The organism is Actinoplanes couchii, from assembly GCF_016862075.1.
GTDB lineage: Bacteria > Actinomycetota > Actinomycetes > Mycobacteriales > Micromonosporaceae > Actinoplanes > Actinoplanes couchii.
Map to the genome: position 1 here is coordinate 16553 of NZ_BOMG01000068.1, position 19313 is coordinate 35865.

Genomic DNA, 19313 nt, shown 5'->3' on the forward strand with positions numbered 1-19313 from the left:
AAGCCGGGAGGCCTCGATGAAGCGGATCATCGGCACGACACTCTTCGGACTCGGCATCCTCAGCCTGCTCCTCGCGATCGCCCTCGCCTGGGTCGTGGTGCCGTCCCAGCGGAAGGTGCCCCTCGACCTGGTGCCCCCTGACGTGGTCGTGGAGGACACCAGCGCGTCGTTCGTCCAGGCGAAGGTGCTGCCGGACGGCACCCCGCAGGTCGCTGTGCAGAGCGCCGGGCTGCGCTCGGCGACCGGCATCAAACCCGACTTCGCCACCGCCGCCCAACTCGACGGCGACACGCTGATCTGGAACGTGTATCACGCCACCAGCCGGTCCGACACCAACGAGATGATCAACCGGTCGGAGAGCCGGGTCGCCCTGGACCGGGTCTCCGGCGCGGCCGTGCCCTGGGACGGGCAGTGCCACACCGAGACCACCGCCCCGTGCGCGCCGATCTCCTTCGCCGGCCAGCTGTACCTGTTTCCGTTCGGCACCGAGAAACGCGCCTACCAGTACTGGGACTCCACCCTGGGTAAGGCGCTGCCGATCGGATATCAGGCCGAGGAACGGTTCAACGGCCTCGCGACCTACCGTTTCCAGCAGCAGGTCCCGGAGCAGCCGGCCGAGATGGACGCCGAAACCCTGGACGGCCTGCTCGGTTTCCTGGCCCCCGAGGCCGCCACCGGCAGCATCACGTACCGGGCCACCCGAACCCTCTGGGTGGAACCGCGGACCGGAGCCATCGTCGGCTACCGCGAACAGCAGAACCGCACCCTGGTCCCCGACACCGGCACCCCGGTGACCATCTTCGACGCCGACCTGCAGTACGACCAGGCCACCCTGGACGCGGTCCGCACCGAGGCCCAGAGCGGCGTGGCGCTGCTGACCCTGCTCGGCCTGTGGGTGCCGTCGGGCCTGGCAGTTCTGGGCCTGGTCCTGATCGCGGCCGGTTTCCTGCTGTCCCGTTCCCCGCGCCCCCGCGGCGAACACCGGGCCGACGAGACCACCCGTCCCCTGCCCACCCCGGTCCCGTCCTGATCTCTCCGGATGCGGATTCCGGTGCGCCGGATTAGCATCCGGACATGGGTTTCTGGCTGCACTACGTCATCCCGCCGGGCGCGGCCGGAGCCGACCTGGCCGTCCCGGACACCGAAGAGGTGCTGGTCCACCACCAGGACATCGAGGTGGAAGGCGCGGTCCGGACCGTCGAGTTCTCGGTGTTCGCCGAGGCCGGCGGCCTACGGATCGTGGTGGACGTCGACGCCACCGCACTGCTGCGCCGCGAGCCCGAGGCGGTGGCCGCGACGGCGGCGCTGGACGAGTGGATCCTGCGCCACGCCTCACACGCGGTCCGCGTCCACGAGCTGGTGATCTACCGCTGGTTCGACGTGTGCACCGAAAGTTTCCGCACCTCCGGCAAGGCCCTCACCGGTTGGCTCACATCCCTCGACCCGAACGGCGACTACTGGCAGTCCCTCGGCGCCTAGAGCCGCAGTTCATGGCGCCGCCGGTTGATCACGTGTTGGTCGGGTAGAGCCGGACGTGCTCGGCCACCACGGCGACGGCAGTGCCGGCCGGCGCGTCGACGGAACCGCCGGCGACCTCGACCTGGACGAGCCCTTCGGCGACACGAAGTGTCAGGACGCCCTCTTCCTGCTGCTCAACGGTTCCGCGGAGCAGCGGTCCCGGCCGGAGCATCGCTGCGCCATCCTCGACAGCGATCGTGCTGTCCCATTCGAGGACCGCGTCGATGTCCAGTTCGACATCGACGACACGGCCGGCGGCGGGTGGCGACGAGCCGGCCCATGCGGCCTTCAGTGGGACGCCGGCCACCAACGCGTCAACCACCGTGGTCGGGCCGGGATGAACAGCGATGACACCGATTCGCATGAACTCGATGATCGCAGCCGAACCCCTCATCCGCCGCGGAGAACTCTCGTAACCGGCGACCACCGCATTCGGCCCGGCGGGCGCGGGGTGGCCTCAGCCCCGGCTCCTCCTCGCGTGACAAAACAGGGCGGGCTGTTGCGGTTGTCCGGCCCCGGTGGCGTACCGGATCAGTGGTAGTTGACCGGTAGGTGTTTGATGCCGTTGATCCAGCCGGAGCGTAGGCGTTCGGCCGGGCCGGCCAGGCTGATTTCGGGCATGTGGTCGGCTATCGCGTTGAAGATCAGGTCGATTTCCAAGCGGGCCAGATTGGCGCCGAGGCAGAAATGGGCTCCGCTGCCGCCGAAACCCAGATGCGGGTTGGGGCTTCGGGTTATGTCGAAAATGTGCGGGTTGGTGAACACCTCTTCGTCGTAGTTCGCCGAACCGTAGAACATCGCCACCCGCTGGCCGGCCTGGATCTTCTGGCCGGCCAGGACGGTGTCCTGGGTGGCGGTTCGCTGGAATACGTTGATCGGGCTGCCCCAGCGGACGAATTCGTCGACGGCCGTGCGCGGGCGGGTCTGTTTGAACAGTTCCCACTGGCCGGGGTGGCTGAGCATGGCGTGCATGCCGTGCGAGATGGCGTTGCGGGTGGTCTCGTTTCCGGCCACCGCCAGCATCAGGACGAAGAAGCCGAATTCGTCGACGGAGAGGTGTTCGCCGTCGATCTCGGCTTTCACCAGTGTGGTGACGATGTCGTCGCGGGGGCAGGTCTGACGTTCGTCGGCCATCTGCATCGCGTATCCGAGCAGGCCCATCGCCGATTCCATCGGGTCGGCGCCACTGAACTCCGGATCGTCGTACCCGATCATCGAGTTGGACCATTCGAAGACGTTTCCCCGGTCCTCCTGGGGGACTCCGAGCAGTTCCGCGATCGCTTGCAGCGGCAGTTCGCAGGCGATGTCGGTGACAAAATCGCCGCTGTCGGTGTCGATCGAACCGACGATGGCCGCGGCGCGATCCGACAATGCGGTTCGCAGGCTGTTGATGGCCCGTGGGGTGAATCCGCGGGACACGATCGCGCGTTGTTTCGTGTGCTGCGGCGGATCCATGTTGAGCATGATCGCCTGCTGCATCTCGATGCCTTCGCGGGTCATGTCCGGCTGGAACCGGGCGATCGCCGTGTTCTCCCGGCTGGAATACGTCTCGCTGTTGCGTGACACCGCCATCACGTCGGCGTGCCGGGTGACCGCCCAATAGCCCTCGTCGTCGAATCCGGCGCTGCCGCGGACCTGCGGGATCCAGCGAACCGGTTCGGCAGCGCGCATCTCGGCGAAATCGGCGTGCGGGATGCCGTCCAGGTAGATGTCCGGATCGGTGGGGTCGATGCGGGTGCGCGGCTCGGCCACAGCTCCTCCTACAGCAACAAGTTCCACCGATTCAAACATGGGCACGGAGAGATTTGGTAGGTTCAATCGAGAACAGGTTCTAGTTGGAGGTCGCGGTGGGCACACCGGTGATCGTCGATGCGGTACGCACTCCGATCGGCAAGCGCGGCGGCTGGCTGTCCGGCCTGCACCCGGCCGAACTGCTCGGCGCGGCACTGCGCGGGCTCGGCGATCCGGTCGATCTCGCCGAGCAGGCCATCGGCGGCTGTGTCACCCAGGGTGGCGAACAGTCCAACAACATCACCCGCACCGCCTGGCTGCACGCCGGGCTCCCGTGGACCAACGGATGCACCACGATCGATGCCCAGTGCGGCTCCGCTCAGCAGGCGGCGCACCTGATCGCGGGCCTGATCAGCACCGACACCATCAGTGCGGGGGTGGCCTGCGGGGTCGAGGCGATGAGCCGGGTGCCGCTGCGGGCCAACCTCGGGACGGCCGGGCTGCCCCGCCCCGAATCGTGGGACATCGATCTACCCAATCAGTACGTGGCCGCCGAACGCATCGCCACCCGCCGCGGGCTGGCCCGTGCGGACCTGGACTCGTTCGGGGTGCGGTCGCAGGCGAACGCCGCCCGCGCCTGGGCGGAAGGGCGTTTCGAGCGGGAGGTGGTCCCGGTTCTCGACGTCACCCGGGATCAGGGGCTGCGCGACACCACATTCGAAGGATTGGCCGGACTGAAACCGGTTCTTCCCGATGGAATGCACACCGCGGGCACCTCGTCGCAGATCTCCGACGGCGCGTCGGCCCTGCTGCTGATGGACGCCGACCGGGCCCGCGAACTCGGGCTGCGGCCGCGGGCGCGGATCGTGGCCCAGTGCCTGGTCGGCGCGGAACCGTACTACCACCTGGACGGCCCGATCGCCGCCACCGACCGGGTGCTCAGCCGGGCCGGCATGAAGATCGACGATCTGGACCGCTGCGAGGTCAACGAGGCGTTCGCCAGCGTCGTCCTGTCCTGGCTGACTGTCCACCGCGCCGACCCGGACCGCGTCAACGTCAACGGCGGGGCGATCGCTCTCGGACACCCGGTCGGCAGCACCGGCGCGCGCCTGCTCACCACAGCCCTGCACGAGCTGGAACGGTCCGACTCCACCACGGCGCTGATCACCATGTGCGCCGGCGGCGCGATGTCGACCGCCACGATCATCGAACGCCTGTAGAGGAGAACCAACGATGGTTCCGTTCCGATTCATGCTGCTCAGCGCAGTGATAGCCGCAGCCCTGGCCATCGTCGGCATCACCGCGGTGATGTCGGCCCTCAACCCGAGCGCCGCCGAGGTAGCCCAGAACAGCACCGGCGACGACCCACTGGCCCCACCGGCCATTTACGGACAAAGATAATTTTGTACGCCACCGGGGCCGAACAACCGCAACACCCCGAACCGCCCCGTCACGCGAGGAGGAGCCGGGGCTGAGACCGCCCGGCGACCGCCGGGCCGAATGCGGTGGTCGCCGGTAAGGTTCCACTGTGGAGATCGTCCACCGGCCTGACCGGGCACCGGCATCACGGTGGGGAGACGGCATGGGGTTTTCGCTGATCTGGCGGTACGGGGAACAGAGCAGTCATGAACGGGTTCCGGACGGGACTCTGCGGGAGTTGCTGGCCGAGCTGGACGTGAACGTGGACGACGTCGAGCACGGGGACGTCTGGCTGTCGGAGGACGACAGCGGATGGGGTATCGGGGTGTTCGCCGGTGGGCGAGGGCTCGTGGTTCTGGAGAACAGCGAGACGGCCGATGAGCCGTCTCATCGGGTCGGGGTGGGACGGGCGGAGGCGTTCGCGCTGCTGCGCCGGGCCGCTGACGGGGAGATGGAAGCGATCCGGGGTGAGGACTGGCAGCCCGGGTACGGGTCTTGAGAGACGACGAGCACGGCCGGGACCGACGCGGTCCCGGCCGTACGTGATCAGTCGCGGGTATTTCTGATCAGGGTGGCCAACTCGGTGACGGCCGGGTCGTCGGCTCGGGACGCGGCTCGTTCGGCCAGGGTGATCAGGTCGGAGCGGGTGATCTCCGCAGCCTGTTCGCTGTGGCGTAGTTGTTCGGCGAACCACGCCGCCACGTAACTCACCTGCAGGCCCGCCGCCGCGTCGTCGTAGCCGAGGTTCAGGGTCGCGACGGTGACGTCCGAGCCGGATTCCTGCGGGGTCCGGGACTGCGGGTCCTGCCAGCGCAACCGGGCGTGTGCGACATTGCCTTCGGCTCCGGGGCGCAGCCGGACCAGGTAGAGCGCGGTGACGCTGTGCCCGGCCATCACCTCGCCGCCGTCGACGCTGTCGTCGCGGAACTCGCCGGCCGACAGCTTCCGGTTGTCGTAGCCGATCAGGCGGTAGCTCTCGACCACGTCCTCGTCGAACGTGACCTGCGCTTTCGCGTCCAGCGCGCGGACCGTCAGGGTGGCCGGCAGCCGGTTGACGAAGGCATCCCGGGCGTCGTCCTCGCCGGAGATGTAGACGGTGAACCCGTCACCGCCGTCGGCGAGTTCCTCCATCAGCCGGTCGCCGTAATCGTTGCCGACTCCCACGCCGAGCAGCGTGATCTGTTTGGCGGCGGCCTCCCGGACCCGGGTGAGGATCGGTGACGCCTCGGTGCTGCCGATGTTGGCGAGGGCGTCGGAGACCAGCACCACCCGGTTGGTGGCGCCCTCCCGGAACCCGGCGCGCGCCACCTCGTACCCGCGGGTCAGGCCTTTCTCCAGGTCGGTGCCGCCTTCGGAGCGCAGCTTGTCGACGTCCGCGGACAGCCCGTCGCGGGCCGGGGACATCTCCCGCAGGATCCGGGCCTCGTCGCTGAACGTGACGATGGCGACCTCGTCGGTGGGCCGGGCCTGCTCGGCGTACGCCTTCAGGGCGCTCTTGACCACGCTCAGCTTGCCCACGTCGGCCATCGACCCGGACACGTCGACGACGAAGGTGAGCCGGGCGTCCTGCCTGGTCGTGGTCTTGTCGGCGCGGGTCTGCAGGCCGACCCGGAGCAGTCGGGTCTCGCCTTCGGCCCGGTGGTTCGACGGCAGGCGCGCGCCGTCCATGGTGATGCTGAAACCGTCACCCTCCGGTTGCGGATAGGGGTGCCGGAACGCGTTGACGAACTCCTCCGGCCGGACCGTCTCCGGTGCCGGCACGCTGCCCTGCCCGATGAGGTTGCGGGCGTAGTCGTAGGACGCGGTGTCCACGTCCATCGCGAACGTCGACTGCGGATCCTCGTCGGTGGTGACGCGGGCCGTCGACCCGTCGGGTGACGACAGATCGGCTTCGCCGCAGGCGCCGACCATGAGCATTATCGTGAGCGCTGCCGCAATGGCGGGCCGGCGCCTGATCTCCCGTGAGAAACTCATGAGAAATCAGACCCCGGGAAAGTCGTTCCGGTGCCCTCGGTGACCCTTACGTGACCGCATGCGTATCGAAGCGTGACCATCCGCCGACGGTCAGGTCAGCCGGTGACCGAATTCTTGGGCCAGTGCCGTCAGGTCCGGTTCGCCGAAGTGATCCACCAGGTCGCGGAAACGGGTCGCCTTGTCGTCGCCGAAGCGGGCGATCCGCTCGCCGAACGTGGCCGCCGACAGGAACCGGGGCGGGGTGCTCTTGCTGTGGAACTTGTCCGCGTACATCACCAGCTCCTCCTCCGGCGTCTCCGCGGTGAAGTCGCAGTCCGGCAGCGGCAGCTGCTGCTCGCGCACGTCGGCCCGGGTGATGCCGACACCGGTGTGATGCGAGCAGAACCGCCGCAACGTCTCCGGCAGGCCCACCTCGCCGAGCAGTTCGTCGCCGAGCAGGCCGTGCCGGACGTAGTGCTCGGCCGGCTCCAGCCGGTAGACCCCGATGTCGTGCAGCAGACAACCGGCCCGGACCAGCGCCATGTCCAGCCCCGGCCCGGCGAACTGCTCGGCGATCCGGGCGACGATCACACAGTGCGTCCACACCAGCTCGAACGCCTCAGGCGTCGGGGCGTAGCGCTGATGGAGCGCCCGAATCTCGTCGTCACCGGGAATCCGCACCGTCCGATCTTAGAGCCGGGTTCCGGGCGGCGATCGTGGCCACCGCTGCCACGCACAACAGGCCGCCGCTGACCAGGGCGATCGTCGCCGAGGAGCCGGCCGCCACCAGGCCGGCGCGCATGTTGCCGACGTCCGGGCCGGCCTGGCCGACGATCTGTTCGGCGGCGGACGCCCGGCCCAGGAACTCGTCGGGGGTGTGCGCCTGGATGACCGTGGAGCGGGACACCACGGCGACCGTGTCGGCGGCGCCGGCGACCGCGAGCAGGGCCAGGCCGATCCAGGCGTTCGGGGCCAGGCCGAACAGGGCCAGCGACACACCCCAGGTCAGGGAACCGGCGACCATCACCGGGCCGGGGCGCAGCCTGGTGAACGTGCCGGACAGTGCCGACGCCAGCACCCCGCCGACCGCTATCGCGGTGAGGAACAGGCCCAGCGTGCGCGGGTCGTCGCCGAAACGTTCCGCGTTCACGATCGGGAACAGGCTGATCGGCATGGCCAGCACGGTCGCGGCGAGATCGGTGAGGAGCGCACCCCGTACCGGCGGATTGGTCCGGAGGAACCGCAACCCGGCGACCACACCGCGCAGACCCGCCTGCGGTGACGCGGGCATCGGCGGCAGCCGGAACGCCACCCACAGCGCCACCGCGAACGTGACCGTGTGGAACAGGAAACAGCCGCCGGTGCCGAACTCGGCGATCACCAGGCCGCCGAGGGCCGGGCCGAGCAGCATCGCGCCCTGGAAAGAGATCCGGTTCAGCGCCAGGCCGGCTGCCAACTGCTCCGGCGGCAGCAGCCGGGACAGGAACGTGCGTGCCGCCGGCCCGCCGCCGGCCACGAAACAGGACTGGATCGCGACCAGGGCCAGCACCAGGATCGGCGGGCCACCGATGAACGCCTGCACGGTCAGCAGCACCGCACAGACCGTCTGCCCGATCTTGGTGGCGATGTAGAACCGCCGCCGGTCCACCTGATCCACCAGCGAACCGGCGAACAGTCCGAAAACGATGATCGGCAGTGCCTGGGCGAGCCCGGCCGCGCCGGTCCAGATCGTGCTGCGGGTGCTGTCCCACACCTGGAAGAGCACGGCCACGACGGCCATCTGCCCGCCCAGCCCGGTGAGTAGCTGGCCGAGCCAGAGCCGCCGGAAGTCCTTCGAGGTCCGAAGCGGTCCGATGTCGATCAGCGCCGAGGTCAGCGCCATTCCGGGTCCTCGGCGAGCCGCTCGGTGATCCGGGCGTGCAGGCTCCGGCGCTCCAGCGCGGCCTCGATGTCGGTGACCACCCGGCTCAGCGGGTAGGGGATCTCCGCCTCGATCTCGGCGATCGACGCCTCGGTGGCCCGCCACTCGGCGGCGAGGCGCCCGACGACCGCCCGCGCCCTGTCGGTGATCTCCACCCGTTTGCTGCGGGCGTCCGGCCCGGCGACGGTGCGGACCCAGCCGGCCGCCTTGAGCGCGGCCACCTTCTGGCTCATCCCCGAGTGCGTGATCCGCACCGACTCGGCCAGCTCGGTGATCGTCATCGGCCCGTGCACCGCGAGCCGGATCAGCTCCATCACCCAGGTCGGCTTGAGCCCGTCGATCCGCGCATCGGCGTAGACCCGCGCGATCTCGTCATCCATCCGCTGCTGCAGCAGCCGCCACGGCCGCCACACACTCTCCTCGGTCGGATCCGCCAGCCAGTCGTCACTCATGAAACCGACTGTAACAGTACTTATATAAGTGCTGTTACAGTACGGGTATGTCCACAGACCTTCTCAGGCGCACGGTTCGGCATCCGTTGACCGAACAGATGCTGCGCCCGCTGCCGCCGGAGACGATCGTCGTGCAGGTGACGGGGACGCTGACGGCGGCGGAGTTCAGCCGGCTGAACGAACTGCTGCTCGGCTCACCGGCCGTCGAGTTCCGGGTGTTCGCCGAATACGGCGACGAGGGCCCGGCGGATCTCGACTTCCTGCGGCACATGCCCGGCCTGCGGTCGCTCCATGTCGGGCTGCCGGAGGTGCGCGACATCCAGGGGCTCGCCGTGGTCGCCGACAGCCTGGTGTCCCTCCGTCTCGGGCGGGTCACCCGCAAGACCTCCCTCATGCCGCTGGCCGGCTTCACCGTGCTGGAGGAGTTCGCCTGCGGGGGCGCCTTCACCGACTTCGAGACGATCGCCGATCTGGAGTCGCTCCGGGAGATCGCGGTCGTGGCGGTGGCCATGCCGATGCTCGCGGCGTTGTCGTTCCGCGGCCGGATCGAGGTGCTGTCACTGTTCGGGCCGCTGAAGCAGACGGTTCTCGAACTGCCGGAGGGGATGCGCGGGCTGCGTTTTCTGGAGGTGGAGCGGGACACCCGCCTGGCCGACATCGGCGCGGTAGCGGAGTTGCCGGAGCTGGAGTTGCTGGCGCTGGACTGTCTGCCGGCCGTCACGGGACTTCCCGACCTCAGCGCGCTGACCCGGCTGGAGCGGCTGGAGATCTTCAACCTGAAACGGTTGGCGGATCTGCGGGCGCTGCGGTCCGCGCCCGCGCTGCGGGAGGTGGTGGTGAGCCGGGTGCCGGTGCCCGCCGCCGCCGTCGTCGACGCTCTGGCCGGGACGGCGGTGCGGGCGGCGACCATCACCCCGGACCGCAGCGTGCGGCGGTTCCCGTTGCCGGAAGTGGGCGGGACCAGCCGGTGGCGGATTCCCCGGATCCGGCGGCCGGCGTCATGACCGTGGGGTGACCGGGGGCTGGTCGGACCAGGGGAAGTCGATCCAGCGGTCGGTGTGGGTCCAGACGTAGTCGCACTTGACCGTGGACGCGGGCTTCTCGTAGATCACCGCGGTGCGTGCGGACGCCACGTGGGGTGCGCACAGGTCCTGGACCAGCTGCAGCGTGCCGCCGGTGTCGGCCACGTCGTCGACGATCAGGACGGTGGCACCGGACATGTCCTCGAACGTGGGGACCGGGGGCAACAGGACCGGCTCGGTGAGGCGGGCGTCGACGCCGGTGTAGAACTCGACGTTGACCAGGTGGATGTTCTTGACGGCCAGGGCGTACCCGAGGGAGCCGGCCAGGAACAGGCCGCCGCGGGCGACCGCCAGGATCAGGTCGGGGCGGTACCCGTCGTCGGCCACCGCCTGGGCCAGCTCCCGGCCCGCCCGGCCGTAGGTCTCCCAGGTCAGAATCTCGCGCTCGGTCATACCCGTCCCCTCGAAAACGATCTTCAGGGAAAGATATGTGGTCGCCCGCCCACCGTGTCCGGTGGGCGGGCGACCGGGCCCCCCACAGGACCGTTCGGGGGAACGAAATGAATCCGCCGGACACGCCGCGGCAGAATGCGCATTGCGGCGCTGGGGATGGTCCGGCGGATCGCTTCGGGGAAGACGAAATCGTTCCGTAATGGAATCTGCCATCGGGACAATGGCGAGTCAACGGAATCCATTTGCAGGTTTGTTGCAGGACCGCTGGTCAGGTCTACGTGGCCAGGAACAGGTCCATGACCCGTTCGGCGTTCGCGGTGATCGTCAGGGCCGGGTTCGCCAGAGCCGCCGATCCGGGGAGAAGCGCGCCGTCCACACAGTAGAGATTGTCATATCCGGCGACTTTTCCACTGAAATCGGTGGCATTTCCCATCACCAGGCCGCCGAGCGGGTGGTACGTGTTCCGCGAGCCGAGTCCCATGCCGGTGCCCCGGTCGTACGACGGCAGCCCGGTCAGCAGGGAACCCTTCGCGCCCTCGGTGGCCCACCACAGGCGGGTCGCCAGGTCCCGGCCGGCCTTGTCCGCGGAAGTCTCCATCTCCCCGTACGGCCAGTAGACCTTCCCGGCGCCGGTGGCCGCGTCGTAGCGGATCTCGCCACGCTCCGGCGCGAGGCTGGTGATCAGGTGCGCGGTCGTCCCGGGCAGCCACGACGGGATCGGCGCCGACTCCCACGCCATCGTCGCCTTGGCGTACGGGTTGGAGTCGTCGTAGAACTTCACGTTCCCCGGCCCGCCCTGTGCGGTGCCGACGGTTTTGCGCAGGCCGAGCCGGGCCACCAGGAAGTCCCCGTTGTTGCCCCAGCCCTTGCCCACCTCGGTGTTCGTGAGGCGAGGCAGCCGCCCGCGAGCGCGTGACGTGACCAGCAGTGACGTGCTGTTCAACGACCCGGCGGCCAGGAACACGTAGTCCGCGGTCAGCACTTTGGAGGTCAGCACCGAGCCGCTCTCGTCGATCTGCCGGCACGCCACCTCCAGGACGGAACTACCGGACACCTCCCGCAACTCGGTCACCTCGTGCAGCGGCAGCACCGTCACGTTGCCGGTGGCGGCCGCCCACTTCAGGTAGTTGCGGTCCACACTGTTCTTGGCGCCGGAGTTGCTGCCGAACGGGCCCTCGCCGATGCTGTGGCAGGCGGGCGCGCGACCGGCGAGTTCGTCCCGGATCACGTCCCAGTTCACCGCGAACGGGACCGGGACCGCGGTCTTGCCGAACTCGGCGATGTAGGACAGCCACGAGCGGGCCCCCACGTACGACGCATGGTTCTGAATGTCGGTGGGAATCGTCGCGGCGCTCAGATTCGCCCGGGCGCGCGGCCAGTAGGTGTCCTCGAACGCGGTGTACGGCAGTTGCGACGGGTAGACCGACTCCCAGTCCGCACGGCGCGGCTGGGGCAGGAACATGCCGATCACCAGGGAGCCGCCGCCGACCCCGGCGCCGCACATCACCTGGATGCCGTCCCCGACGTGTTTCTGGATCAGCCCGGCGCCCCGGGTGATCGTCTTGCTGACGTCCAGGCCGAGCGGCGGATTGTCACCGAACCACGCGCAGCGCCAGTCCGGGTTGCTGATCGTGCAGAACGTGGTGCCGGAACCGTCGACGTCCCAGCGCCGTCCGCGTTCCAGCACCGTCACCTTCACCCCGGCCTTCGCCAGCCGGTACGCGGCCACCGCGCCGCCGAAACCACTGCCGATGATCAGCGCGGTACGGGCCGGCGCGGCCTCGGCGTCCCGCAGAGCCGGGGCGAGCGCCACACCGGCGCCGGCCTGGAGAAGAGTGCGACGTTTCATGGCGTCCTCCCGACGACCCACATGGAGAAGAACTGGGATCCGCCGCCGTAGGCGTGACCGAGGGCCGTCGCGGCGTCCGGCACCTGGTGTTCTCCGGCGCGTCCCATCACCTGCATGGCGGATTCGGCGAACCGCAGCAGGCCGGAGGCGCCGATCGGGTTGGAGCAGAGCACCCCGCCGGAGGGGTTGACCGGCAGTACCCCGCCGATGCGGGTGTCGCCGTTCTCGACGAGCTTCCAGCCCTGCCCTTGTCCGATAAATCCGACATTTTCCAGCCACATCGGCTCGAACCATGAAAAAGGAACGTAAAGCTCGGCTACGTCGATCTCGCGTAACGGATCCTTGATCCCGGCGGACGCCCACAGTGCGGCTGCGGCATCCGCACCGGCTCGCGGATTCACGTGGTCCTTACCGGCGTAAAATGTGGGCTCTGTCCGCATCGAAGTCGCTTTGATCCAGGCGACCTCGCGAGATGCAGCCGAGACCGCCGCCGCGTCGCCGATCACCACCGCACACGCGCCGTCCGACGAAGGGCACGTCTCGTCGAAGCGGATCGGATCCCACAGCATCGGCGACGCCTGTACCGACTCCAGCGTGATGTCGGGTTGCCGCAGGTGGGTGTGCGGATTGAGCGCCCCGTTGCGCCGATCCTTGACCGCCACCAGCGCCCCGATGTGCGGCGGCGCCCCGGACCGGCGGATGTAGGAGCGGATGTGCGGGGCGAAATAGCCGCCCGCCCCGGCGGTGATCGGCGCGGTGAACGGCGGCTGGATCGACAGCGCCCACATCGCGTTGGACTCGGACTGCTTCTCGAACGCCACCGCGAGGACCCGCCGGTGCACCCCGGCCCGGATCAGGCTGGTCGCCACGATCGCCGTCGCCCCGCCCACCGAACCGGCGGTGTGCACCCGGAGCAGCGGTTTCCCGGCCGCGCCGAGTGACTGGGCCAGGGCCAGCTCGGGCATCATCACGCCCTCGAACAGGTCCGGCGCCTTGCCCAGCACCACCGCGTCGATCTGCGACCAGTCGGTGCCCGCGTCGAGCAGCGCCCGGTCGATCGCCTCCCGGCAGAGCCCGGCCATCGACACGTCGGTGCGCCGGGTCCGGTGGTCGGTCTGGCCGGTGCCGAGCACCGCGGCTCGTCTCATCGGGTGCCTCCCAGCGTGCACACCAGGTTCTGCTGCAGCAGCGGGCCGCTCGTCGCGTGCGCCACCGCGGTCCGGGCCCGGCCGGACATGATCTCCTCAGCGGCCGCTCCGATCCGGGCGAGGCCGCCGGAGAACATCGCATTGCCGGTGTCCGGCAGGTAGCGGACGTCGTCGCCGAGCCCGAGCGCACGCCGCAGCAGCAGCTGTTGATGGGCGAACGGCGTGTGCAGGGCGGCCACCTCGACATCGGGTGTCAGTCCCGCGTCGGCTGCCGCGCCGGTCGCGGACGGGGCGGTGGTCAGGTCGCGCTCGCCGAGGCCCGGCGGATCCACGCGATGCGCGATGCCGGTGATCCAGGCGGGGCGGTCCCGGTTTCGCGTCGCACGATCACCTGCGGCGAGTACGACGGCCGAGGCGCCGTCCGTTCCCAGGTTCTGTTCGGAGGGGCGGAGTTCGGCGGACATCAGCCTGGCCTGGAGCGTGGCGAGACTGATCGCATCCGGCCAGAGCGGGGCGACGGTATACGGGTCGGTCTGCAGCGCCAGCACCCGGTTGAGGTCTCCGGCGGAGCCTTTGCCGAACCCGTACACGAGTGCGGTCTCGGCCTCTCCCGCCAGGATCTTGACGTATGCCTCGTACAGCGCCCACGCCGCGTCCATCTCCACGTGCGACTCGCTGATCGGGGGCACCGCGCCGATCGCGTCGACCGCGCTGACGAACGAGAACGCCCGCCCGGCCAGGTAGTCCGACGACCCGGAACACCAGAAGTCGATCTCGCGACGGCCCAGTCCGGCACTGCTCAGGACCTCGTCGAAAACCTCGACGAGGGCCTCGGACCGGGGCGAGCGCGCGAAACCGATCACCGCGATGTCGCTCATTGGTGCTCCGCATAGGACTCGTAGGGGGCGTCCGGCTCGCCGTTGGGTTCGAAGTGGTCGATGTTCTCCGGGGTCGTCGACCAGTCGGCCCGGTCGCGCCAGACCGCGGATACCCGCAGACCCATCCGGACCTGGTCGGACGGTACGCCGAGGATCAGGTGCGGGATCGGGATGTCGGCGCCGTCCAGCAGGACCTGGGCGACCACGTACGGCGGCGTCAGGCGCTGGCCGGCGAACGGGACGTTCACCACGCAGAACGTCGTCACCGTGCCCTTGTCGGTCACCTCGACGACCTCGCCGGGGGCCACCCCGTCGGCGGGGCAGACCCGTGGGGGCACGTAGACCTTGCAGCAGGCGGGGCAGCGTTGGCCGACGATCCGGCCCTCGGCGAGTGCCCGTAGGTAGCGGTCCTCCTCGACGGAGGTGGTGTGCGTGTAGTGCAGCCGGATCGGCGTCGTCATGATCGTGACGGCATCCCCGATTTCATGCCCTGTTCTTTCCGGCGCGGTGCCCGGTTCGAAGCAGGCAATGTCCCGGATATGACCGGTCGGCGACGGGGACCAGCGTATGCGTACCCGCAAACCGATCTTGATCTTGTCTTCCGTGCCGGTGTCGACCGCGTGCAGCATCGGGGTGTCGGCGCCGTCGAGCCGGATCAGCGCCCACGCGAAGGGATGGTCGAGCGGCTGGCCCTCGAGTGGCTGATCGACCCAGGCCCAGGTCACGACGGTGCCGGTGGGGGAGACCTCGACCAAATCGGTGAGCGGCGCGAGGGTGTCCGGATCGAATTCGAGCGGCGGCACGTGCACCCGGCCGTCGGCGGTCCGCGAGCCCAGCACCCGGTGGTCGCGGAGCCCGGCCATGAACCGGCCCAGCACCGGCCCGAGCGAGCGCGTGTAGTCGAACGCGATGGTGAGCGGTGCGGCCAGGGTATCCACGCCGATGAGTGAAACACGTTACAACTTTGCCGGGCAAGAACGCGGCTGTTATGGCTTTCACCTAGATGGAACGAGTTATAGAGTCACGGCATGACCGGGATCGGGATGTGGACCATCGCGGCGCAGTCCCCGCAGCTCGTGGCCATCGTGGAGCCGGGCGGCCGCACTCTCACCTACGGCGAGCTGGCCGCCGAGGCCGACCGGATCGCCCGCGGCCTGCGCGACGCGGGGCTGCGGACCGGCGACACGATCGCGCTGCTGCTGCCGAACGGCGCCGACATCCTGGCCGGCTATTTCGCCGCGGTGCAGATCGGCTTGCACGTGGTGCCGCTGAACTGGCATCTGACCGCCGCCGAACTCGGCTACATCCTGCGCGACTGCGGCGCCCGCGCGTTCATCGCCGATCCGCGGTTCAGCGACGCGGCTCAGGAGGCCGGCGCGGACGTCGAGCTGCGCTGGGCCACCGCCGACATTCCCGGTTTCGGGGCGCTGAGCGGGCTCGGCGCGGGCGGTTCCGGGAGACCCGGCGACCGTACGACCGGCGCGCTGATGGTCTACACCTCCGGCACGTCCGGCCGGCCCAAAGGTGTGCGCCGCCCGCTGCCCGGTCTCGACCCGGACGAGGTGCCGCCGGTGTCGACGTGGTTCTTCGGCCTGTTCGGGCTCCGCCCGTTCGACGATCACGTGCATCTGTGCTGCTCGCCGCTCTACCACACGGCGGTGATGAACTTTGCCGTCATCTCCGTCCAGTTCGGTCACCCGGTCGTCGTGTTGGACCACTGGGATGCCGCTGAATTCCTGCGGCTGGTTCAGGAGTTCCGGGTCACGCACAGCCACATGGTTCCCACCCAGTTCCGGCGGCTGCTCGCCCTGCCCGCGGCGTCCCGGACCGACGTCTCCTCGATGCGCGCGATGATCCACGGGGCGGCGCCCTGTCCACAACCGGTCAAGCGCGCGATGCTGGAGTGGTTCGGGCCGGTCGTGATCGAGTACTACGCGGCCTCCGAGGGCGGCGGCACCCTGATCACCGCGCCGGAGTGGCAGGACCGGCCGGGGTCGGTGGGGAAGGCGTGGCCCGGATCGCGGGTGCGGGTGCTGGACGACGACGGCAAGGACCGCCCGGTGGGTGAACCCGGGACGGTGTATCTGCAGATGGGTGACGCGACGTTCGAGTACCACGGGGACGCCGAGAAGACCCGCCGGTCCTGGCGGGACCGGATGTTCACCGTCGGTGACATCGGCTATCTCGACGACGACGGGTACCTGTTCCTCTGCGACCGGGCCAGCGACGTGATCATCACGGGTGGGGTGAACGTCTATCCGGCCGAGATCGAGAGCGAACTGCTGGTGCATCCGGCGGTCGCCGACGCCGCCGTCTTCGGGATCCCGCACGACGAGTGGGGCGAGGAGATCAAGGCCGTGGTGCAGCCGGTTCCCTCGGTCACCCCCGGTCCGGCGCTCACCACCGAACTGCTCGCGTTCCTGTCCGGACGGCTGGCCCGGTTCAAGCTGCCGCGCACCGTGGACTACGTCGACACGATGCCCCGCGATCCGAACGGGAAGCTCTACAAACGGCACCTGCGGGAGCCGTACTGGGCCGGGCGGGAGAGGGCCATCTGACAGGTCCGGCACAGCGCGGCCCCAGAAGCGGCACTTAGCGTCACGGCGTGTCTGCTGCTCAGCCGGTCCGGGACCGGTACTTCGACCTGCTGCGTGTCCTCGCGATCATCCGGGTGTCGGTCTTCCATTTCTTTCCGTACGCCGTGTTGGAACTGGCCTTCCCCTCGATGGGCGTGATGTTCGCGCTGGCCGGATCGCTGATGGCCAACTCGCTGGACCGCGCGCCGGTGCTGACGGTGGTCCGAGGCCGGATGCGCCGCCTGCTGCCCGCCCTGTGGGTGCTGGCCGCGATTCTGGTGCCGGTGATGTTCCTGGTCGGCTGGGAGCGCCAGGCCCCGCTCTGGCACCTGATCGCCTGGATCGTGCCGATCGCCAACCCGCCGGCCAGTGGTTTCGGGTTCGAGGCGGCCGAGGTCCTGTGGTACCTGGTCACCTACTTCTGGCTGGTCCTGGCATCGCCGCTGCTGTACCGGCTGTACCGCAAGGCCCGGCTGTTCACCGTCCTGCTGCCGCTGGCGGTGCTCGCCCTGGTCAGCGTCCACCCGCTCTGGCCCGCCGAGGCGATCGAGGAGGTCGGCGTCGACCTGCTGACCTTCGCCAGTTGCTGGATCCTCGGGTTCGCGCACCGGGACGGCACCCTGCGCCGGATCTCCGGCCGGCTGATCGGCGTCCTCGCCGTCGGCTGTGTGGCAGGTGCGCTGGCCTGGGGACACAGTGGTGTCAAGGAGATCCCGCTGGCCTACGCGATCTACAACCTCGGGTTCGTGCTGGCGCTGCTCCGCTGGCAGCCGGACATGTCCTGGCTGGCCCGTCGTTCGGGACTCAGCTCGTGGGTGTCGATGATCAACGCCCGTGCGGTGACCATCTATCTGTGGAACAACGTGGCGATCGCCCTCTGCTACCCGGTCGGTGACGCTCTCGAGGTGTGGCGGCTCGGCTCGTTCTTCGAGGTCGGCTACCTCACGATCGCCGTGGCGCTGCTGGTCAACGCGGTGCTGATGTTCGGCTGGGTGGAGGACCTGGCAGCCCGCCGGCGCGCCCGCTTCCTGCCGTGGCCGGCCGTCCCGTCCGCGCCGCCGCCCACATTCCGGAGCACCGCGAAGGTCCCGAACCACGAGCCGGAGACGATGCCCCGGATGGTCCTGGCCGCCGGCACGGCCCACGCCGAGACCAGCATCTTCCGGGCTCCCCGCCATGCCGCGACCCGCCGTGATCCGCGCGGACGGGGCCGGTGAGGCGCAGCACCCGGGCCACGGCGGCCAGCACGTCGGGGGACGGCTGGGCGCCCCGGGCCTGCTCGATCTGGGTGTAGTGGATCTCGGAGACGTGCCAGCTCGGCGACCTCGGAACGGCGCAGGCCCGGCGTGCGGCGGTTGCCACGGGGGAGGCCCAGCTCGGCGGGATCCAGGCGTTCCCGGCGGGAGCGCAGGAACTCGCCGAGGGCCTCGCGGTGCATGGCCGCATCGTCCCACACGCCGTCCGGTGACCATCGCATCCGGCCCGGCGGTCGCGGGTCGGCCCGGTCTGCCGCCCACCTCGCGGGGTCGGGGCGGGACCGTTTCGGTGGAGCGTACAAAATCAGTTGCCGTTGAAGTTCGGGGTTCGTTTCTCGATGAACGCGCGCGGTCCCTCTTTGGCGTCGTCGGAGGTGAAGACCTGCATGCCGATGCGGGATTCGATCGGGAACGCGTCGTTCTCGGCCAGGCCCTCGGTCTCCCGGACGGTGCGCAGGATGGCCTGCACCGCGAGGGGGCCGTTGGCGGCGATGGCCCCGGCGATCTCCAGGGCCTTGTCGAGGGCCTGACCGTCGGGGACGACGTGGCCGATCAGGCCGATGTCGCGGGCCTCGGCCGCGAGAATGTGACGGCCGGTGAGCAACAACTCGACGGCGACCGTGTAAGGAAGCTGGCGCGGCAGGCGAACCGCGGAACCGCCGAGTGGAAAAAGGCCCCAGCGTGCTTCCGAGACGCCGAAGCGGGCGCTCTCCCCGGCCACCCGCACGTCGGTGGCCTGCAGGATCTCGGTGCCACCGGCGACCGCCGGGCCCTCGACCGCGGCGATCAGCGGCTTGGTCAGGCGGCGGCCCTTCAGCAGCGCGTCGATCCGGGACAGATCCACGCCGCCGTTGCGGAAGCCGTCGCCGGGATGGTCGCCGGTCATCGCGCGCAGGTCGGCGCCGGCACAGAACGCGCCGCCGGCCCCGGTGAGGATCGCGACCCGGATCGACGGATCGGCGTCGACCCGGTCCCAGGCGTCCCGCATGATCGCCATCATCTCGGCGGAGAGCGCGTTGCGGACCCGGGGGCGGTTCATCGTGACGATCAGAATCGGTCCCTGCTGCTCGACGAGCGCGTCCATCCGGTTCTCCTGACTGTGCACCGCACCTTGCCCGGAACGATAACAGGTTCTAC

Annotated in this window: 20 protein-coding genes; 8 read left to right on the forward strand and 12 right to left on the reverse strand. The window is 69.5% G+C overall.

Annotated elements, in window-relative coordinates; genetic code table 11:
* Nucleotides 1-16 precede the first annotated feature (16 nt).
* Both pgfA and Aco03nite_RS27605 read left to right on the forward strand, forming a co-directional pair.
* Nucleotides 17-1030: a cell envelope lipid trafficking protein PgfA gene (gene pgfA, locus Aco03nite_RS27600; protein WP_203799529.1), complete on the forward strand. Its 1014-nt coding sequence runs from the start codon at nt 17-19 to the stop codon at nt 1028-1030.
* A 44-nt stretch (nt 1031-1074) separates the two neighbouring features.
* Nucleotides 1075-1479 carry a hypothetical protein gene (locus Aco03nite_RS27605; protein ID WP_203799532.1) on the forward strand — a complete coding sequence of 135 codons (405 nt, stop codon included), beginning with the start codon at nt 1075-1077 and terminating at the stop codon, nt 1477-1479.
* A 28-nt stretch (nt 1480-1507) separates the two neighbouring features.
* Here the strand turns inward: Aco03nite_RS27605 and Aco03nite_RS27610 are convergent, their stop codons facing one another.
* Both Aco03nite_RS27610 and Aco03nite_RS27615 read right to left on the reverse strand, forming a co-directional pair.
* Complete coding sequence (locus Aco03nite_RS27610; protein WP_203799534.1) at nt 1508-1882, reverse strand: hypothetical protein; 375 nt, start codon at nt 1880-1882, stop codon at nt 1508-1510.
* A gap of 167 nt (nt 1883-2049) precedes the next feature.
* Nucleotides 2050-3270 carry a cytochrome P450 gene (locus Aco03nite_RS27615; protein WP_239145476.1) on the reverse strand — a complete coding sequence of 407 codons (1221 nt, stop codon included), beginning with the start codon at nt 3268-3270 and terminating at the stop codon, nt 2050-2052.
* Nucleotides 3271-3365: 95 nt separating this feature from the next.
* On the opposite strand from Aco03nite_RS27615, the gene Aco03nite_RS27620 reads away from it, so the two are divergent.
* From Aco03nite_RS27620 to Aco03nite_RS27630, 3 genes are all read left to right on the forward strand, one after another.
* The gene (locus Aco03nite_RS27620; RefSeq protein WP_203799536.1) at nt 3366-4469 is read left to right on the forward strand and encodes a steroid 3-ketoacyl-CoA thiolase; all 1104 of its coding nucleotides are present in this window, start codon (nt 3366-3368) and stop codon (nt 4467-4469) included.
* Nucleotides 4470-4482: 13 nt separating this feature from the next.
* A complete protein-coding gene (locus Aco03nite_RS27625; RefSeq protein WP_203799538.1) occupies nt 4483-4650 on the forward strand; it encodes a hypothetical protein in 168 nt (55 codons plus the stop codon).
* A 181-nt stretch (nt 4651-4831) separates the two neighbouring features.
* On the forward strand, nt 4832-5167 hold the full coding sequence (locus tag Aco03nite_RS27630; RefSeq protein WP_203799540.1) for a hypothetical protein: 336 nt from the start codon (nt 4832-4834) through the stop codon (nt 5165-5167).
* A 47-nt stretch (nt 5168-5214) separates the two neighbouring features.
* Here Aco03nite_RS27630 and Aco03nite_RS27635 read toward each other — a convergent pair whose 3' ends face one another.
* The 4 genes from Aco03nite_RS27635 to Aco03nite_RS27650 all read right to left on the reverse strand — a co-directional run bounded on the left by Aco03nite_RS27635 (nt 5215) and on the right by Aco03nite_RS27650 (nt 8994).
* Nucleotides 5215-6579: a vWA domain-containing protein gene (locus tag Aco03nite_RS27635; protein WP_203799542.1), complete on the reverse strand. Its 1365-nt coding sequence runs from the start codon at nt 6577-6579 to the stop codon at nt 5215-5217.
* Nucleotides 6580-6732: 153 nt separating this feature from the next.
* Nucleotides 6733-7302: an HD domain-containing protein gene (locus tag Aco03nite_RS27640; RefSeq protein WP_203799544.1), complete on the reverse strand. Its 570-nt coding sequence runs from the start codon at nt 7300-7302 to the stop codon at nt 6733-6735.
* On the reverse strand, nt 7286-8503 hold the full coding sequence (locus tag Aco03nite_RS27645) for an MFS transporter (protein WP_203799546.1): 1218 nt from the start codon (nt 8501-8503) through the stop codon (nt 7286-7288). The genes Aco03nite_RS27640 and Aco03nite_RS27645 overlap by 17 nt, the downstream gene beginning before the upstream one ends.
* A complete protein-coding gene (locus Aco03nite_RS27650) occupies nt 8494-8994 on the reverse strand; it encodes a MarR family winged helix-turn-helix transcriptional regulator (protein ID WP_203799548.1) in 501 nt (166 codons plus the stop codon). Before Aco03nite_RS27650 ends, Aco03nite_RS27645 begins: the two co-directional genes overlap by 10 nt.
* 47 nt (nt 8995-9041) lie before the next feature.
* Here Aco03nite_RS27650 and Aco03nite_RS27655 point away from each other — a divergent pair, with 47 nt between their 5' ends.
* Nucleotides 9042-9998: a hypothetical protein gene (locus Aco03nite_RS27655; RefSeq protein ID WP_203799551.1), complete on the forward strand. Its 957-nt coding sequence runs from the start codon at nt 9042-9044 to the stop codon at nt 9996-9998.
* Here the strand turns inward: Aco03nite_RS27655 and Aco03nite_RS27660 are convergent.
* The 5 genes from Aco03nite_RS27660 to Aco03nite_RS27680 all read right to left on the reverse strand — a co-directional run bounded on the left by Aco03nite_RS27660 (nt 9993) and on the right by Aco03nite_RS27680 (nt 15282).
* Nucleotides 9993-10469 (reverse strand): phosphoribosyltransferase, encoded by a 477-nt coding sequence (locus Aco03nite_RS27660; RefSeq protein WP_203799554.1) that lies wholly within the window; start codon nt 10467-10469, stop codon nt 9993-9995. The genes Aco03nite_RS27655 and Aco03nite_RS27660 overlap by 6 nt on opposite strands.
* A gap of 274 nt (nt 10470-10743) precedes the next feature.
* Complete coding sequence (locus tag Aco03nite_RS27665) at nt 10744-12318, reverse strand: GMC family oxidoreductase N-terminal domain-containing protein (protein WP_203799557.1); 1575 nt, start codon at nt 12316-12318, stop codon at nt 10744-10746.
* Nucleotides 12315-13466: a thiolase family protein gene (locus tag Aco03nite_RS27670; protein ID WP_203799560.1), complete on the reverse strand. Its 1152-nt coding sequence runs from the start codon at nt 13464-13466 to the stop codon at nt 12315-12317. Before Aco03nite_RS27670 ends, Aco03nite_RS27665 begins: the two co-directional genes overlap by 4 nt.
* A complete protein-coding gene (locus Aco03nite_RS27675; protein ID WP_203799564.1) occupies nt 13463-14344 on the reverse strand; it encodes a thiolase family protein in 882 nt (293 codons plus the stop codon). Before Aco03nite_RS27675 ends, Aco03nite_RS27670 begins: the two co-directional genes overlap by 4 nt.
* Complete coding sequence (locus tag Aco03nite_RS27680) at nt 14341-15282, reverse strand: Zn-ribbon domain-containing OB-fold protein (protein WP_239145477.1); 942 nt, start codon at nt 15280-15282, stop codon at nt 14341-14343. Before Aco03nite_RS27680 ends, Aco03nite_RS27675 begins: the two co-directional genes overlap by 4 nt.
* Nucleotides 15283-15372: 90 nt before the next feature.
* On the opposite strand from Aco03nite_RS27680, the gene Aco03nite_RS27685 reads away from it, so the two are divergent.
* The gene (locus Aco03nite_RS27685; RefSeq protein WP_203799567.1) at nt 15373-16902 is read left to right on the forward strand and encodes an acyl-CoA synthetase; all 1530 of its coding nucleotides are present in this window, start codon (nt 15373-15375) and stop codon (nt 16900-16902) included.
* A gap of 47 nt (nt 16903-16949) precedes the next feature.
* The gene (locus Aco03nite_RS27690) at nt 16950-18137 is read left to right on the forward strand and encodes an acyltransferase family protein (RefSeq protein WP_203799570.1); all 1188 of its coding nucleotides are present in this window, start codon (nt 16950-16952) and stop codon (nt 18135-18137) included.
* Nucleotides 18138-18480: 343 nt separating this feature from the next.
* Here Aco03nite_RS27690 and Aco03nite_RS27695 read toward each other — a convergent pair whose 3' ends face one another.
* Entirely contained in the window at nt 18481-19260 is a 780-nt protein-coding gene (locus Aco03nite_RS27695; RefSeq protein ID WP_203799600.1) for a crotonase/enoyl-CoA hydratase family protein, read from the reverse strand.
* Nucleotides 19261-19313 lie beyond the last annotated feature (53 nt).

Excerpts from the sequence above, each read along its gene's own strand:
- pgfA (WP_203799529.1), top strand. The coding sequence starts at position 17 with ATGAAGCGGATCATCGGCACGACACTCTTCGGACTCGGCATCCTCAGC.
- Aco03nite_RS27605 (WP_203799532.1), top strand. The coding sequence starts at position 1,075 with ATGGGTTTCTGGCTGCACTACGTCATCCCGCCGGGCGCGGCCGGAGCC.
- Aco03nite_RS27610 (WP_203799534.1), bottom strand. The coding sequence starts at position 1,882 with ATGCGAATCGGTGTCATCGCTGTTCATCCCGGCCCGACCACGGTGGTT.
- Aco03nite_RS27625 (WP_203799538.1), top strand. The coding sequence starts at position 4,483 with ATGGTTCCGTTCCGATTCATGCTGCTCAGCGCAGTGATAGCCGCAGCC.
- Aco03nite_RS27630 (WP_203799540.1), top strand. The coding sequence starts at position 4,832 with ATGGGGTTTTCGCTGATCTGGCGGTACGGGGAACAGAGCAGTCATGAA.
- Aco03nite_RS27635 (WP_203799542.1), bottom strand. The coding sequence starts at position 6,579 with ATGGTCGGCGCCTGCGGCGAAGCCGATCTGTCGTCACCCGACGGGTCG.
- Aco03nite_RS27645 (WP_203799546.1), bottom strand. The coding sequence starts at position 8,503 with ATGGCGCTGACCTCGGCGCTGATCGACATCGGACCGCTTCGGACCTCG.
- Aco03nite_RS27650 (WP_203799548.1), bottom strand. The coding sequence starts at position 8,994 with ATGAGTGACGACTGGCTGGCGGATCCGACCGAGGAGAGTGTGTGGCGG.
- Aco03nite_RS27655 (WP_203799551.1), top strand. The coding sequence starts at position 9,042 with ATGTCCACAGACCTTCTCAGGCGCACGGTTCGGCATCCGTTGACCGAA.
- Aco03nite_RS27660 (WP_203799554.1), bottom strand. The coding sequence starts at position 10,469 with ATGACCGAGCGCGAGATTCTGACCTGGGAGACCTACGGCCGGGCGGGC.
- Aco03nite_RS27665 (WP_203799557.1), bottom strand. The coding sequence starts at position 12,318 with ATGAAACGTCGCACTCTTCTCCAGGCCGGCGCCGGTGTGGCGCTCGCC.
- Aco03nite_RS27670 (WP_203799560.1), bottom strand. The coding sequence starts at position 13,466 with ATGAGACGAGCCGCGGTGCTCGGCACCGGCCAGACCGACCACCGGACC.
- Aco03nite_RS27675 (WP_203799564.1), bottom strand. The coding sequence starts at position 14,344 with ATGAGCGACATCGCGGTGATCGGTTTCGCGCGCTCGCCCCGGTCCGAG.
- Aco03nite_RS27685 (WP_203799567.1), top strand. The coding sequence starts at position 15,373 with ATGACCGGGATCGGGATGTGGACCATCGCGGCGCAGTCCCCGCAGCTC.
- Aco03nite_RS27695 (WP_203799600.1), bottom strand. The coding sequence starts at position 19,260 with ATGGACGCGCTCGTCGAGCAGCAGGGACCGATTCTGATCGTCACGATG.